This window comes from Mesorhizobium sp. M0016 (assembly GCF_040324035.1).
Taxonomy (GTDB): domain Bacteria; phylum Pseudomonadota; class Alphaproteobacteria; order Rhizobiales; family Rhizobiaceae; genus Mesorhizobium.
Window position 1 is genome coordinate 23,371 of record NZ_JAMYVM010000033.1, and the last position, 14,323, is coordinate 37,693.

Annotated in this window: 15 protein-coding genes and 1 pseudogene; 13 read left to right on the top strand and 3 right to left on the bottom strand. The window is 63.1% G+C overall.

Annotated features, from left to right (window positions below; all coding sequences use genetic code 11):
• Window positions 1-64: 64 nt before the first annotated feature.
• From NKJ88_RS30115 to NKJ88_RS30135, 5 genes and pseudogenes are all read left to right on the top strand, one after another.
• Window positions 65-742, top strand: a complete 678-nt coding sequence (locus NKJ88_RS30115) for an isochorismatase family protein (RefSeq protein WP_023752033.1) — start codon at window positions 65-67, stop codon at window positions 740-742.
• Window positions 743-745: 3 nt separating this feature from the next.
• Window positions 746-1,732, top strand: a complete 987-nt coding sequence (locus tag NKJ88_RS30120; RefSeq protein WP_352446615.1) for an alpha/beta hydrolase — start codon at window positions 746-748, stop codon at window positions 1,730-1,732.
• Window positions 1,733-2,153: 421 nt separating this feature from the next.
• Window positions 2,154-3,792: pseudogene (locus NKJ88_RS30125) on the top strand (ABC transporter substrate-binding protein).
• Between the two features lie 173 nt (window positions 3,793-3,965).
• Window positions 3,966-4,370, top strand: coding sequence for a hypothetical protein (locus NKJ88_RS30130; protein WP_352446616.1), 405 nt, complete (start codon window positions 3,966-3,968; stop codon window positions 4,368-4,370).
• 66 nt (window positions 4,371-4,436) lie between these two features.
• Entirely contained in the window at window positions 4,437-4,790 is a 354-nt protein-coding gene (locus NKJ88_RS30135; RefSeq protein WP_502904779.1) for a hypothetical protein, read from the top strand.
• 37 nt (window positions 4,791-4,827) lie between these two features.
• On the opposite strand, the gene NKJ88_RS30140 is transcribed toward NKJ88_RS30135, so the two are convergent.
• On the bottom strand, window positions 4,828-5,697 hold the full coding sequence (locus NKJ88_RS30140; protein WP_352446617.1) for a hypothetical protein: 870 nt from the start codon (window positions 5,695-5,697) through the stop codon (window positions 4,828-4,830).
• 77 nt (window positions 5,698-5,774) lie between these two features.
• Window positions 5,775-6,632, bottom strand: a complete 858-nt coding sequence (locus NKJ88_RS30145) for a hypothetical protein (protein ID WP_023824564.1) — start codon at window positions 6,630-6,632, stop codon at window positions 5,775-5,777.
• A gap of 144 nt (window positions 6,633-6,776) precedes the next feature.
• On the opposite strand from NKJ88_RS30145, the gene NKJ88_RS30150 reads away from it, so the two are divergent.
• The 8 genes from NKJ88_RS30150 to NKJ88_RS30185 all read left to right on the top strand — a co-directional run bounded on the left by NKJ88_RS30150 (window position 6,777) and on the right by NKJ88_RS30185 (window position 13,494).
• A complete protein-coding gene (locus NKJ88_RS30150) occupies window positions 6,777-7,409 on the top strand; it encodes a DUF4129 domain-containing protein (protein WP_023824563.1) in 633 nt (210 codons plus the stop codon).
• On the top strand, window positions 7,406-8,614 hold the full coding sequence (locus tag NKJ88_RS30155) for a hypothetical protein (RefSeq protein WP_023824562.1): 1,209 nt from the start codon (window positions 7,406-7,408) through the stop codon (window positions 8,612-8,614). The genes NKJ88_RS30150 and NKJ88_RS30155 overlap by 4 nt, the downstream gene beginning before the upstream one ends.
• The gene (locus NKJ88_RS30160; RefSeq protein WP_352446618.1) at window positions 8,601-9,557 is read left to right on the top strand and encodes an AAA family ATPase; all 957 of its coding nucleotides are present in this window, start codon (window positions 8,601-8,603) and stop codon (window positions 9,555-9,557) included. The genes NKJ88_RS30155 and NKJ88_RS30160 overlap by 14 nt, the downstream gene beginning before the upstream one ends.
• Entirely contained in the window at window positions 9,554-10,864 is a 1,311-nt protein-coding gene (locus tag NKJ88_RS30165; protein ID WP_352446619.1) for a DUF58 domain-containing protein, read from the top strand. The genes NKJ88_RS30160 and NKJ88_RS30165 overlap by 4 nt, the downstream gene beginning before the upstream one ends.
• Complete coding sequence (locus NKJ88_RS30170) at window positions 10,861-11,880, top strand: stage II sporulation protein M (protein ID WP_352446620.1); 1,020 nt, start codon at window positions 10,861-10,863, stop codon at window positions 11,878-11,880. The genes NKJ88_RS30165 and NKJ88_RS30170 overlap by 4 nt, the downstream gene beginning before the upstream one ends.
• Window positions 11,867-12,733, top strand: a complete 867-nt coding sequence (locus NKJ88_RS30175; RefSeq protein ID WP_352446621.1) for an RDD family protein — start codon at window positions 11,867-11,869, stop codon at window positions 12,731-12,733. The genes NKJ88_RS30170 and NKJ88_RS30175 overlap by 14 nt, the downstream gene beginning before the upstream one ends.
• 26 nt (window positions 12,734-12,759) lie before the next feature.
• The gene (locus NKJ88_RS30180; protein ID WP_155921574.1) at window positions 12,760-13,194 is read left to right on the top strand and encodes a hypothetical protein; all 435 of its coding nucleotides are present in this window, start codon (window positions 12,760-12,762) and stop codon (window positions 13,192-13,194) included.
• 123 nt (window positions 13,195-13,317) lie between these two features.
• Window positions 13,318-13,494, top strand: coding sequence for a hypothetical protein (locus tag NKJ88_RS30185; protein ID WP_023689648.1), 177 nt, complete (start codon window positions 13,318-13,320; stop codon window positions 13,492-13,494).
• Between the two features lie 15 nt (window positions 13,495-13,509).
• Here NKJ88_RS30185 and NKJ88_RS30190 read toward each other — a convergent pair whose 3' ends face one another.
• Window positions 13,510-14,196: a D-lyxose/D-mannose family sugar isomerase gene (locus NKJ88_RS30190; protein ID WP_023689647.1), complete on the bottom strand. Its 687-nt coding sequence runs from the start codon at window positions 14,194-14,196 to the stop codon at window positions 13,510-13,512.
• Window positions 14,197-14,323: the final 127 nt, after the last annotated feature.

A 14,323-nucleotide genomic window follows, 5' to 3' on the forward strand; every position in this document is an offset into this window, starting at 1 on the left:
TCGCCACCGTTTGCGTCGACACGACCCGAGCGGCGTTGGCGACGACAGGCATAAGCCTATCCGCATGAAAAGCCCCATCTCGATCAAACGCGGCACGGTCGCCGCGGCGTTCATCGACCTCCAGGAAGAGCATCGGCAGGACAAGCGCTATCTGGTCGAAGGTTTTGGCGAGGTGCTGGCCAACGTCCAGCGCCTGCAGGCGGCGGCGCGGCGCAACTTCGTGCCGCTCTATCACTGGGCCTATGTCGTCGATACCGCCAAGGCGCGTCCGTTCCATCCGCTCGACGCCGACGGCAAGTCTGCCTTTTCCGACAAGACCGATCCGCTGACCGAGATTTGCCATGAGGTGGCGCCCGCGGCCGGCGAGACGATGCTGGTCAAGACGCAGGCCAGCGCCTTCGGCGCCGGGCCTGCCGCAACCGAATTCAAGGCGCGCGGCATCGAATGGCTGATCGTCGCCGGCGTCTGGACCGAGGCCTGTATCGACGCCACCGTGAAGGACGCGGTCGCATCCGGCTTTCGCGTGCTTCTGGTCAAGGATGCCTGCGGCAGCGGCAGTGCCGCCATGCACCAGACCGCCATCCTCAACCTTGCCAACCGGCTCTATGGCGGCGCCGTCACCAACACGATAGACGCGTGCCGGCTGATGGCGGGCGACACTGTCAGCGCATGGCGGGTCGAGGGCTCGGTGCCGCTGCGCTTCACCTTTGAAAACGCCGAACGTCTCTACGGCGAGCTCTGAGAGATGGGCACGGTCCACAAGCTCAAGACCACCAGGCGGGGGAAATACGCCACCCTGCTCGACCCGGCGCTGTGGGAGCATATCGACCTAGTCAATGACTGGTTCCCGCCAGAAATCGCCGAACTTCCGATCGCCGAGCAAAGGTCGGTCTATGATGCGATGTGCCGCGCCTTCCATCAGGGTTATCCCAAGGGGGTTTCGGCCAGCGACGGCATCATCGCCGCCGATGAGGGACACGCCATCCCGATCCGCTACTACCGGATGGCGGGCAAGCCCGTGCGCGCCGTCATCCTCTACTATCATGGCGGCGGCTTTGTGCTTGGCGGGCTCGACAGCCATGACGACATCTGCGCCGAAATCTGCGCCGGCACCGGTTTCGACGTCGTCTCGGCCGACTACCGGTTGGCGCCGGAGCATCCGCACCCGGCCGCCTTCGACGACGCGCTGACCGTGTTCGAATGGGCGGCGGTGACAACGGACCTGCCGATCGTGCTTGTCGGCGAAAGCGCCGGCGGCAACCTTGCCGCCGCGGTCGCGCACGCCTCGCGCCGCCACCTGCGCCGGGCGGTCGGCCAGGTGCTGATCTATCCCGGCCTTGGCGGCGACGAGAGTGCCGGCTCCTATGTCGAACATGCCGAGGCACCGCTGTTGACACTGCGCGACATCGCGTTCTACCGCACCATTCGCGCTGCCCCGGCACAGTCGCCCGACGACCCGACTTTTTCGCCGCTGAGCGACAATGACTTCTCCGGCCTGCCGCCGACTGTCATCATCACGGCCCAATGCGATCCGCTGTCATCGGACGGCGAGACCTATCGCGACCGCATCGTTGCGGCAGGCGGCCGCGCCTGGTGGTATGAGGAGAACCGCCTCGTGCACAGTTTTCTGCGCGCCCGCAAAAATGTTCCGCGCGCCGGCGAGGCGTTCGTGTGCACGCTTGCAGCCATCGCCGCCGTCGCCGTGCTCGGCAAGAACGACTGGCCATATTGAGGCGGCGAAGCGCTGATCTCCCCCTCATGGGCAGGCAATCGCATATGAGATTTTTGCGAAGAGGACCCCCACCCTAGCCCTCCCCACAAGGGGGAGGGAACGCTGCCGCCCGCCATATTGCGGCGCTCAACGTGGCCAATCTGCCGAGTTCAGCGCTGCCGAGTCTCCCTCCCCCTTGTGGGGAGGGATTAAGGGTGGGGGTATTCGTGGAGCGCAAAGCGGCGAAATCCATATGCGATTGCCGCGCCCACAAGGGGGAGATTGTCTGCACTCCCACTGCGGAGTGGCGCACAAGAATTGCGGAAAAGAGAACATTTCCCGGCCCGCTTTATCATCACCTGCTCAGGCAACGGCGCCCGATGATCGCATCCGCCCCAGCGGAGGCGGACCGTCGGGGCGCCCAACAAAAGAGGGAACGACGATGAAATTCATGCTGACCGACCGCAATTTGCACCCGCAGGCCAAACCCGTCGCCCAAGATTTCACAAAGGGCGGCGTCAACCGGCGCGAATATCTCGCCATCATGGCCGGCTTCGGCGTCAGCGCGGCCGGAGCACTGGCATTGGGCGGCCTCAGCGCGTCGCCCGCCCGGGCAGAGGAGCCGAAGCGCGGCGGCACCTTGCGCGTCGCCATGAACGTCAAGGGTTTCAAGGATCCGCGCACCTTCGACGGTGTCGAGATGTCCAATGTGGCGCGCCACTGCAACGAATATCTGGTGCGCTGGAACCGCGACTTCACCTTCGAGCCGTGGCTGCTCGAAAGCTGGGAAACCAGCGACGACGCCAGGACGCTGACGCTGCATGTGCGCAAGGGCATCGCCTGGTCGAATGGCGACGTCTTCAACGCCGATGACGTCATCCACAATCTCAACCGCTGGTGCGACGCTTCCGTCCCCGGCAATTCGGTCGCCGCGCGCATGGGCGCGCTGGTCAATGCCGACACCAAGAAGCCGGTCGATGGCGGCATCGAGAAGGTCGACGATTTCACCGTAAAGCTCAATCTGCCGAAACCCGACATTTCGCTGATCGCAGGGATGGCCGACTATCCCGCGCTGATCATGCACCGCTCCTATGAGGGCGGCGACGATCCGATGAAGGCGCTCGCAATCACCACCGGCCCTTGCGAACTGGTCAGCTGGAATGCCGAGACCAGTGCGGAGGTGAAGCGCAAGGACAAGCCCTGGTGGAAGGGCGACTTCTACCTCGACGGCATCAAATGGGTCGATTACGGCTCCGACCCCAACGCGATGCTGTCGGCGTTCGAATCCGGCGAGATCGACACCGACCACGAGACCGCCTCCGACGCCGTGTCGCAGACCGAGCAGATGGGCTTGCTGAATTCCGAGATCGCCACCGGATCGACCATCGTTGCCCGTTTCAATGTCGGCAACGCGCCCTATGACGACGTCAAGGTGCGCCGCGCCGCCCAGCTTGCCGTCGACAATTCCGCCGTGCTGGCGCTGGGCCTCGGCGGTCGCGGCAAGCCCGCCGACAACCACCATGTCGGTCCGATGCATCCTGAGTTTGCCGATATCGGTCCGGCCAAGCGAGATATGGATCAGGCGAAGAAACTGCTCGCCGAGGCCGGCAAGACGGACCACGAATTCGAGCTGATCTCGGTCGACATCGAATGGCAAAAGAGCACCGGCGACGCGATCGCCGCGCAGATGCGCGAGGCCGGCCTGAAGATCAAGCACCGTGCTGCCGGCGGCGACCTTCTGGAACGACTGGAGCAAATACCCCTTCTCCACCACCGAATGGCTGGGCCGCCCGCTCGGCGTCCAGGTGCTGGCGCTCGCCTATAAATCGGGCGCCGCCTGGAACGAAAGCGCTTACGCCAACAAAGAGTTCGACGAACTCCTCGACAAGGCGCTGGCAACGCCGGATGCTGCCCAGCGCAAGGAGATCATGGCCAAGATCGAACAGAATCTGCGCGATGCCGGCATCATCATCCAGCCCTACTGGCGCTCGGTCTACCGCACCTATCGCAAAGGCGTGCAAGGCTGCGAACAGCACCAGTCGCTGGAACAGCATTTTGAGAAGGTGTGGCTGGAGGGGTGATCCTTCGGGGACGCCGCACACCGGCTGGCACCTGAGCGGTATGTCGCTCAGGGAAATACCTGCAGCGCACTCCGAGCATTTACGACGGTGTTTGGCTTGACGCGGCGATCGTGGATCGGTCTGGTGTGTCGACGAGGCGCCGCTGTGGGCTCGCGTCATTCCGGAGAATACACATGCGCGCCCGTTGGGCTTTCATTCTTGCACCCATTATTCCGGCGATCCTGCCCGGCTACAATTGGCATGCGAACCACCCTGAGACGGGGCCGTTGTCGGGCTTCATCTTCGTAACCCTTGTTTTCTATGTTGTGGAGGCGGTGGTAGGAATTCCGGCCTTCTATGTCCTCACCCGACGGCGCTGGCAGTTTTTTTGGGTATACGTCGTCGTTGGCTTTCTGGCAGTTTTTGTTCCAGCGTTTGTCTTCGGCCTCATTAAGTGGAGTCCTCCATTGGGAGTCGGCGGAGTTCTCTATGCATGCTCCTTCATAGGGATACTCGGTGGCGCTACAGGGCTGATCTTCTGGTTTTTGGTGCGCCCAGACAAGGACCGTGTCGAACAGATTGCTTCGCACTTTACCTAGGTCAGCACCCCAAGATTAAGTTCAAGGCCTGATACACTTTGGCCGCGATATTTTGCACGAGAACGCATGGACCACTTCGACCTCGGCACCTATCGCCGTCCAATCTCCACCGCCTCGGCCGAGACGCAGCGCTGGTTCGATATCGCGCTGAACTGGTGCTACGGCTTCAACCATGAGGAAGGCATAAAGTGCTTCGAGAAGGCGCTGGAGACAGATCCTGATTGCGCCTTCGTGCATTGGGGCATCGCCTATGCCGCCGGGCCTTTTTACAACCTCACCTGGAACGAGCACGGCAAGGACGAGGCAGACCGTGCGGCCAAACGCTGCTTCGACCATGTCCAGCTCGCGCGGGATGTGGCGATCACCTCGTCGTGCCTGTGTCGGACGAGCGCGGAGGCGGGGCCAAGCTGTTGTCACTGAAATCCCGCCGCCCGACCAGCCGAGTCGGCTTCGCCTTCTAAGAGAAAATCTCCGCCAGTTCATCTACGCTGGTGCCTTCCCTAACCTGGCGCAGTTCAAGATAGGCGACCGCAATGGCCACCGATGCCACCGTGGACACGACCGTCACGATAAGGACGCTTCCGAAAGCGCCGAAAATCAGGGCGACCGTCGAGAGGCCGCTGAAGAAAGCGAAAATCAGGCCGATCAGCAGGGCAAACATCATCTGGAAGGCAAGCGCCGCCAAAAACAGGATCAGCAAGACACCGAACATCGGCCAGCGGCTGCCCTTGGTCAGAGCACGGCTGCGCGACATCGCGCCAAACACGCCAAGCCGCTCCTGCATCAGCACCGGCACGGAAACCGATATGCCGAGTAGCCACCTGATGCCGGCAACGAGCAACACCACGAAGGCAATGATCGCTCCGAAGATCGGCACCAACATTCCGGCGATGCCCATCACGATGAGGCCAAGGATCATGGCCAAAAAGACAATCAGCCCCACCCCCAACGTCGGCAATATGCTGCGCAAGGCTATCTGGATGCAGTCGCCGATCACCGGGCGCTTGCCGTTCAGGTCCTCTATCGTCGCTTGCACCAGCGAGGACTGGAACAACAGCGCGCAAACGAAATAGATCAGGCTTGAAACGAGCGATAAGAACGAGCTGCTCATAATGACCCACTTCGCGCCGAGTGGAGGTGTGGCGATGTAGCCGTTGGGGCCGGCATTCCAGTGGTTCGACAGATTGAGCGCAACTGCTGGGAGGACCAGGAAAAGCGCCGCCAAAGCAATCATCAGACCGGGATTGCGGTCGATCACGGCGAAGGTGTTGTTGAAAACCCTGCCGATCTGGAACTTCTCAAGCCGCGCCGCCGCCGTCGATGCCACGATTACCCCTTCCGGCCCGAGCTAGATACCGGCCAATCGCGCCAACATGACTGGCTGTTCTCGGGCCAAAACCTTCGTTACGAGAATATCTGCGCCAGTTCGTCGACGCTGGTGCCTTCCTTGACCTGGCGCAGCTCGACATAGGTGACGGCAATCGCCACCGAAATCACCGCCGAAACGATTGTCGACAGCAGGCTGCTTCCGATGGCGGCGGCAATGAGTCCGGTCGTGCTGATCCCGCCGCTCGCAATAGCAGCCTGAAACAGCAAGGTGAAAACCACTTGTAGCCCTATCGCAACAATGCCGAGGACCAGAAACAGCGCGAATATCCGCCAGCGGCTTCCCTTCGTCAGCGCCCTGCTTCGCGAAATCGAGGCGAAGACGCCAGGCCTTTCCTGAACTGCGACGGGCACAGCCACCGATATGCTGATCAGCCACATGGCTATGGGGATGAGCGACAGAAGTGCAATCACACCGCCGACGATGGGGATGGCCATGGTGATGACCGTTAATATCATCGCCACCAGAAACATTGCCACGATGATCACAATACCAATTCCGAGCGTGGGGAGGAAGCTGCGCAAGGCTACCTGAATGCAATCGCCAATCGACGGGCGCTTGCCGTTCAAATCTTCGATTGTCGCTCGTACCAGCGCCGCCTGCGCCAGAAAGGCCAAGATCAGGAGCACCAGGCCGGCAATCATCGAAACGGCACCATAGCCCGCCATCGCCGATTGCTCGAAGCTCGCCCCAGGTACTGCTATCTTTGCAATCTGTCTAAAGCTCCAGATGTTGTACAGCAGCGCAGGCAGCGTCGAAAAAAGGCCGACGATGGCGGCAAGTGGGACGAAGCTTCGTCCGATTACCGAAAACGTATTGCTGAAAGCCCTGCCGATGCTGAACCGTTCCGGCCGCTCGCTCGCGATTGACGTCATGTTACATTCCCCCCGACTAATGGATACCCGAAATCAGAAAGTATAAATCACCGATATTGATACTTGCGGTTGCCGCCGCTTGCAATTGCCTTGGCGTATTGCCAGTGTCGGCCCGCGAACCGCAGGTTGCATGGGGGCGAAAAGGTGACTGCTGCACAGCCGGACGCTGCGCAAGCCGAATGGCTGGCCAAACTGCACAAGCAGTTGCTGTCAGACGATTCGATCCAGTTCGACCTGCCGGCCTACAGACCACCCGAGACACCCGAGTGGCTGAGACCGCTGGGCGAGTTCCTGAAATCGCTCGGCCCGTACATGATCTACCTGTTCTGGGGCGCGGTGATCACAGGTGCCGCGATCATTCTGCTGCTGATTGTCCTTGAAGTGAAAGGCGTCGCCTGGCGCCTGCCCTGGTGGCGCAAAAAGAGCGTGACCGAGGCGGAAGCGACATGGCACCCCGACGTTGGCGCCGCGCAGGTCCTGCTGTCGGAAGCCGATGCGCTCGCCGCCCGGGGCGAGTATGACGAGGCGGTGCATCTCCTGCTGCGCCGCAGCGTTGCCGACATTGCCGGCCGCCTGCCCGACTTCCTGCGCCCGTCGCTGACCGCGCGCGATATCGCGGGAGCGGCGTCGCTGCCAACGCGGGCGCGTGGCGCCTTTACCCAGATCGCGCGCATCGTCGAGGCCGCTCTGTTCGCGCGCCGGCCGGTCGGGCCCGAGGGCTGGCAGGAGGCGCGCAGCGCCTATGAGCGATTCGTCTTCAGGGATGCCTGGACGTGAGCGACGCGACAGCCGACATCGCCCAGCAGGAACCGTTCAGCCGAAGGACGCTGTTCTGGGGCATTTTCGCCAGCCTGCTCGCGGCAGCGGGCTTCTTCCTTTTGTCCACCTATGCGCCCGACTTTCGCCAGCCGAGCGTCGGTGGCGCAACCCCACTGTCGAAGAGCGGCATCGGCTATGCCGGCTTGGCGGAATGGCTGAAGCTGACCGGCGAGCCGCCGGATATGGCGCGGTCCGACAGCGATCTTGAGATCGACACGGCGCTGCTGATCGTCACCATTTCGCCTGACAGCGACCCAGATGCGCTCGCCAACATCATCAAGCTTCGCAAGGGCATGCATACGCTGTTCGTGCTGCCCAAATGGGCGACCTTGCCGCTGTTCCAGCACGAGGGCTGGGAGATGAAGATCCAGCGACTGCCGGATGTGGTGGTCAACGACTGGCTCGGCCGCATCGCCAAGGCCAAGCTCGGCGAAGGTGAGACCACGGTCAAGCAACTCGACGTCTCAGGGCAAATGGTCAGCGTTCCCGACCAGTTGCAATGGGTGGCCGACGAACACCCGCTGATTGCCGCCGGCAACGGCAAGGCCGTGCTGACCGAGGTCGAAGACGAGCGGTTCTACATTCTGACGGACCCCGATCTCATCAATAACGCCGGCTTGAAAGATCCCGACAAGGCGGCGGCGGCGCTCAAGCTGATCGAGCTCCTGCAGCCCGAAGAGGGTGCTGTCATGTTCGACCTGACGCTGCATGGCGTCGGGCGAAAATACGATCTCGCCAAGCTTCTGGTCGAGCCGCCCTTCCTGGCGCTGACGCTGACCATCCTGGCGGCGGCGGCACTTGCCTTCCTGCATGGCCTTGGCCGGTTCGGGCCGCCACGGGCCGATCAGCGCGCCATCGCCTTCGGCAAACGCGCGCTGGTCGACACCACGGCGATGCTGTTGCGCCGCGCCGGCCGGCTGGAAGAACTAGGCGACCGCTATGGAACCCTGGCGCGGGTGCGCGCCGGCGCGCTGCTCGGCGCGCCGCACGGTTTGCAGGGCGAAGCGCTCGACCGCTGGCTCGATTCCCGCGATAAGGACGAAGCCGGCGGGTTCACGACCCGCCTGCAAGCTGCGAACGCGGCAAAGACCCTGACACAAATGCATGATGCAGCCGAAAAGCTGCACGACTGGACGGCAAGGAGGCTCGGTGAACGTCGATGATGTGAAGGCCCTGGCGACACAGATCAGGGAAGAGGTGGCCAAGGCCATCACCGGGCAACACGATACGGTCGATCTGATGCTCACGGCATTGTTCGCCGGCGGGCATATATTGCTCGAGGGGCCGCCGGGCACGGCCAAGACGATGACGGCGCGCTGCTTTGCCCACGCGCTGGGCGTCGCCTATGGCCGGATCCAGTTCACGCCCGACCTGATGCCCGGCGATATCGTCGGTTCCAACATCTACAATTTCCAGACCGGGCAGTTCACGCTGACGCGCGGCCCGATCTTCTGCGATCTGCTGCTCGCCGACGAAATCAACCGAACGCCGCCGAAGACCCAGGCAGCCCTGCTGGAGGCGATGCAGGAGCATGCCGTCACCTTCGACGGCACCACCCATGCGCTCGGCCCGAACTTCATGGTGGTCGCGACGCAGAACCCAATCGAGCACCAGGGCGTCTATCCCCTGCCCGAAGCCCAGCTCGACCGTTTCCTGTTCAAGCACCGGGTGAGCTACCCCGGCCCGGAAGAGGAAAAGGCGATCATCATCCACCATGGCGGCGGCACCGCCTCGCACGACATCAAGCAGTACGGCATCAAGGCCCAGGCCGACCGCAAGACGCTGGAAAAGGCGTTGGCGACCGTCGGCGAGGTTACGCTGGTCGATGATGTCGTCGACTATATCGCCAGGCTGGTGCGGGCCACGCGCGAAAGCCCCGACCTCGAGGTCGGCGCCAGCCCGCGCGCGGGCGCCATGCTGGCGAGAGCTGCACGGGCTCGGGCAGCGCTCGACGGGCGTGCCTATGTCATCCCCGACGACGTCAAGGCGCTTGCCGTGCCGGCGCTGCGCCACCGGGTGATCCTGTCGCCTGCGGCGCAGATCGACGGCCGCCTGGTCGAGCAGATCGTCACCGACCTCGTCGACCAGACGGAAGCGCCACGTTGATCTATCCGAGCGGCCGGGCAGTCTGGGCATGTGCGGCCGGTGCAATACCGGCCTTCCTGATCGCGCTCGCGCTGCCGTCTCTGTGGTATCTCGGTCTTTTGTGGATTTGCGTGCTGCTTGCTTTCCTGGCCGTGGACGCGGCCGCCGGGCGCGGTCGGGCTTCTCTGAACGCCAGCATCCATGCACCGCCGCAGGTCAGCGTCGGCAGCCAGTTCACCGTCCACGTCACGGCCAGGCTTGGCGGGCGTCCGCGCGCGGTGCAGGCGCGTCTCGGCCATAATGCGCGGCTAGAGCCGCTGGGCGGCACCGGCGGGGCATTGACTGCTGAGGCCGGCAGCGCATCGCTCGACCTCAAATTCCAGGCGCTGCGGCGCGGCATGGCCAGGTTCGACCGCCTGTGGGTGCGCTGGCGCGGGCCGTTCGGGCTGGTCTGGAACCAGGTCGTGCTGCCGATGGACAGCAAGGTGGCGGTGCTGCCCGACGTCAGCAGCGCCCGCGACGAGGCGATCACGCTTTTGCAGCGACAGGCGCTGCCCGACGGCCATGCGCAGCGCCGAGCCGGCCAGGGCCGCGAATTCGAGGCGCTCAAGGATTACCAGCCCGGCATGGGCCGGCGCATGATCGACTGGAAGCGCAGCGCCCGCCACGGCAGGCTTCTGGCGCGCGAATTCCGCATCGAGGAGAACAACAACATCGTGCTGGCCATCGATAGCGGCCGCTTGATGTGCGAGCCCGTCGACGGCGTGCCGAAGGTCGACCGCGCCGTCACCGCCGCTTTGCTGTCGGCGTTCATTGCGCTGAAGGGCGGCGACATGGTCAGCCTGTTCGGCTTCGACGCGCGACCGCGCGTTTCCAGCGGCGCCGTGCGCGGCTCGGCCAGCTTCGCCATGATCCAGAAGCGGGCGGCGGAGATCGACTATTCTACCGAAGAGACCAATTTCACCCTGGCGCTGACGACGCTGGCGGCGCGGCTCGACCGGCGCTCGCTGGTGATCATCTTCACCGATTTTGTCGATCCGATCAGCGCCGAACTGATGCTGCGCACCGTAGGCCGGCTCACCGAACGGCATCTGGTGCTGTTCATGATGATGAAGGATGTCGAGCTGGAGACACTGGCCGACATGCCGCCGGACACGCCGGAGGATGTGGCGCGCTCCGTCGTCGCCGGCGGGCTGCTGCGCGAAAGGCAGGTCGTCATCGGCAGGCTCAGGCTGCTCGGCGCGCACGTCATCGAAGCCGACCACCAGAGGCTCGGACCGGCGCTGGTCGAGCGCTATCTCGAGTTCAAGCCGGAGGATCTGTTGTGAACGCGCTGGTCGGCAAGGATGCCGTGCGCCAGTCGCTGGCGAGCTTCCGTTCGGAGCGCGAGGCCGACTGGAAGGCGTTCGAGGCGCTGCTCGCCCGGGTCGAGAAACGCGCGCCGCGCACGCTCTCGGAAGACGAGTTGCTGTCGCTGCCGCTGCTCTACCGCTCGGCGCTGTCCTCGCTCTCGGTGGCGCGGGCGACCTCGCTCGACAATGCCTTGGTCGGCTATCTCGAGGCGCTGTGCCTGCGCGGCTATTTCTACCTCTATGGCGCACGCCGAGGGTTGCGGCAGCGCATCGGCGATTTCTTCCTGCATGACTGGCCGCATGCCATTCGCGATTTGTGGCGCGAGACCTTGCTGTCGGTCGTCCTGACGTTTGTCGGTCTCGGCGCCGGCTACTGGCTGGTGGCGAAGGACAAGGGCTGGTTCGACGCCATCATTCCGCCGAGCCTGGCCGGCGGGCGCAACCCGGATGCATCGGCGGAAGTGCTGCGGCAGGTGCTTTATGACGGCGCCGACAGCAATTTCCTGTCGGGCTTCGCCGCCTATCTGTTCACGCACAATGTCCAGGTGGCGATCCTGGCCTTCGCGCTCGGCTTTGCCTTCGCGGTGCCGAGCGTGCTCCTGATCCTGATGAATGGCTGCCTGCTCGGCGCGATGTTCCAAATCTATGTCGCCAAGGGGCTTGGCATCGAGCTGGGCGGATGGCTGTCCATCCACGGCACCACCGAGATGTTCGCGATCGCCTTGGCGGGCGCCGCTGGCATGCGTATCGGCACGCGTATCGCCTTCCCCGGTGAACTGACGCGGATGACGGCCGCAGCCGATGCCGGGCGCGTGGCGGCAACCACCATGGTCGGGGTGACGATCATGCTTTTGTTCGCCGGCCTGCTCGAAGGCATCGCCAGGCAGGTGATCACCAGCGACGTGACACGCTATGCCATTGGCGGCGTCATGCTGACGCTGTGGCTTTGCTATTTCTATGTGTTCAGGGTGGTGCGGCATGGCAACCGCTAGGCGTGCTGCCGTCTCGACAATACGGCCGCTGGTCACGCCGGAAGGCGTCGATCTCCGGATCAAGCTCGCCGATGCCGGCACCCGCGCCGCCGCCTTCCTGCTCGACTTTGTCATCATCATCGTCACGGCGATCGTGATCTCGATCGTCGCGCTGTTCGGGCTGGCCGGCCTCAAAGGCGAAGGCGCGCAGCCGCTGTTCATCGTCTGGATCATCCTGATCTTCTTCCTGCGCAACGCCTATTTCATCGTCTTCGAAGCCGGCCGCCGCGCCGCCACGCCCGGCAAACGGATGCTCGGCATCCGGGTGGCGTCGCGCAGCGGCGCCGGCCTGTCGATCGATCAGGTCATTGCCCGCAATCTGATGCGCGAGATCGAGATATTCCTGCCGCTGTCGATCATCCTTGGCCGCAGCCAGATGGGGCTCGCCGACACGCTGTCGACGATCTTCGGGCTGGTGTGGACGCTGCTGTTTGCACTGTTCCCGCTGTTCAACCGCGACCGCATGCGCATCGGCGACCTGCTGGCCGGAACCTGGGTGGTCGAGGCGCCGAAACTGGCGCTGGTCGAGGACCTGTCGCAAAGGCGAAATACCAACGCACGCGCCTTCCGATTCACCCAGGCGCAGCTAGATGCCTATGGCATCGCCGAACTGCACAAGCTGGAAGAGGTGCTGCGCCGCGACGACTATTTCGCGCTGAAAGCGGTGGCCGAGACGATCGGGCGCAAAATCGGCATGACGATCGAGCCGGTCGATTCCAGGGCCTTCCTCACCGCCTATTATGGCGAGCTGCGGGCACAGCTCGAACGCAAGCTGCTGTTGGGCAACCGCAAGGCGGATAAGTATCAGCGGTGAGCTGTGCCTCAGATGGGAGTCGATACATGAGACATTGCTTCCTGAACATAGTTGATAAAAGTGTGTTTGCAATTCCGATGGCTACCACCCGCGACGGCTGGGAGAAGTTCGCAGGTCCCGTCATTTTGATTGGCGAGCTACCTTCGGTCTCCGACAAAGAGATCGGTCTAGCAACACTCAACGCGCTTGGTGCTTATGCCAGCGATGTGCCCGACGACATCGTACACACGGTTCTTCTTGACAGCTCGGCTTCGCGGTTCGGCTTCAAGTCGTACAACTCCCTCCTTCGGAAATCCCGTCAGATGTCGGTCGACCAGGGAAGGGACGACAAATTCACACTTACCCCCTATGCCAAAGTCAACAGAGAGAGTGCCGTGCCGCTGGACACGATCTTGTCTTCAACAGATACGCCAGAGGATCTCGGGCGTGCTGTTCGAGAGTGCATTTCGCTTTGTCGTTAACAGCGTCGAGTAATCGGTCACCATGAACACCTCTCCATCCGAGCTCGAACTCCAGGAAATGGAGGCGCGCGTGCTGCCGCAGCCCAGCCCGGCCCATGGAAATCATGGGTCGAGGGTCGGGATTTGCTGAGCAGATCGAATTTCATTCAAACCGACGAAGGCGCGGATCGCGGCGACGATATCGAAATGGCCAGCGCCACGGCCGAAGACCAGGATTTCATGGCTGCGGCGCGGCAGGACATGCCTCGCCTGATCGCCGAAGTGCGCAGGCTGGGCGCACTTCTCAATCAAACGAAGTAAAAGCGGCGAGGCCGCCTACCCCACCCACTTTTCATAGTCGGACACCAGCAGGTGCACCGGCGCAATGTCCTCGTGGATGTTGGAGAAGCGGCCGATCGGTTCGCGGAAGACGTTGTCGGTAAGGTCGTCATTGACGGTCGAGACCTCGCCGATCAGCACATCCTTGCCCTCGGCCCAGAAGGCGTGCCAGACGCCGGGCAGCAGCGTCACGCTCTGGCCCGGGTCGAGCTTCAGGAGCCCGCCTGCCGGCAGCCTGTGGATGGTGCCGTCGACCGGCACCGTCACTTCGGCCTTCGGATCGATGCCGCCGTCGCGATCGTGCATGAACAGTTCCAGCACGAGCTTACCGCCGCCGCGGTTGATGATGTCCTCGGCCTTGATGTTGTGGCGGTGCATCGGTGACAGCTGATCCTTGCGCGAGATCATGATCTTCTCGGCGTAAAGCATGCCCATGCCCTTCTTCATGTCGGCATAGACGCCGTTGCGAACGGTGAACAGGAACAGGCCGAGTTCGTCGAATTTTTCCTGGCCGTAATCGGTGATGTCCCAACCGAGCCGCGAGGTGAAAATGGCGGCGGAGTCGGCCTTGCGCGCCTTCATCTCTTCCGGGCTCCAGTAGGCGAAGGGCGGCATGATGTAGCCGAACGAGCGGATGAAGGCGTCTGCATCGCGGATGATGTCGTTGACGGTGGAGCGTTTCATGATCGTGATCCCTTCGCGTCGCGTTCCCTGGAGTTATCTGAAGCGCATAGCCGAACAGCGCTGCGGTGTCGACGCAAACTGCGTGCTGGCCCCATGACATCCGTGCGGATCGGGGCCATAAGTCAGC

What these genes read in the sequence shown, in the direction of transcription:
- NKJ88_RS30115 (WP_023752033.1), top strand. Translation starts at nt 65, where the DNA reads ATGAAAAGCCCCATCTCGATCAAACGCGGCACGGTCGCCGCGGCGTTC.
- NKJ88_RS30120 (WP_352446615.1), top strand. Translation starts at nt 746, where the DNA reads ATGGGCACGGTCCACAAGCTCAAGACCACCAGGCGGGGGAAATACGCC.
- NKJ88_RS30130 (WP_352446616.1), top strand. Translation starts at nt 3,966, where the DNA reads ATGCGCGCCCGTTGGGCTTTCATTCTTGCACCCATTATTCCGGCGATC.
- NKJ88_RS30135 (WP_502904779.1), top strand. Translation starts at nt 4,437, where the DNA reads ATGGACCACTTCGACCTCGGCACCTATCGCCGTCCAATCTCCACCGCC.
- NKJ88_RS30145 (WP_023824564.1), bottom strand. Translation starts at nt 6,632, where the DNA reads ATGACGTCAATCGCGAGCGAGCGGCCGGAACGGTTCAGCATCGGCAGG.
- NKJ88_RS30175 (WP_352446621.1), top strand. Translation starts at nt 11,867, where the DNA reads ATGGCAACCGCTAGGCGTGCTGCCGTCTCGACAATACGGCCGCTGGTC.
- NKJ88_RS30180 (WP_155921574.1), top strand. Translation starts at nt 12,760, where the DNA reads ATGAGACATTGCTTCCTGAACATAGTTGATAAAAGTGTGTTTGCAATT.
- NKJ88_RS30190 (WP_023689647.1), bottom strand. Translation starts at nt 14,196, where the DNA reads ATGAAACGCTCCACCGTCAACGACATCATCCGCGATGCAGACGCCTTC.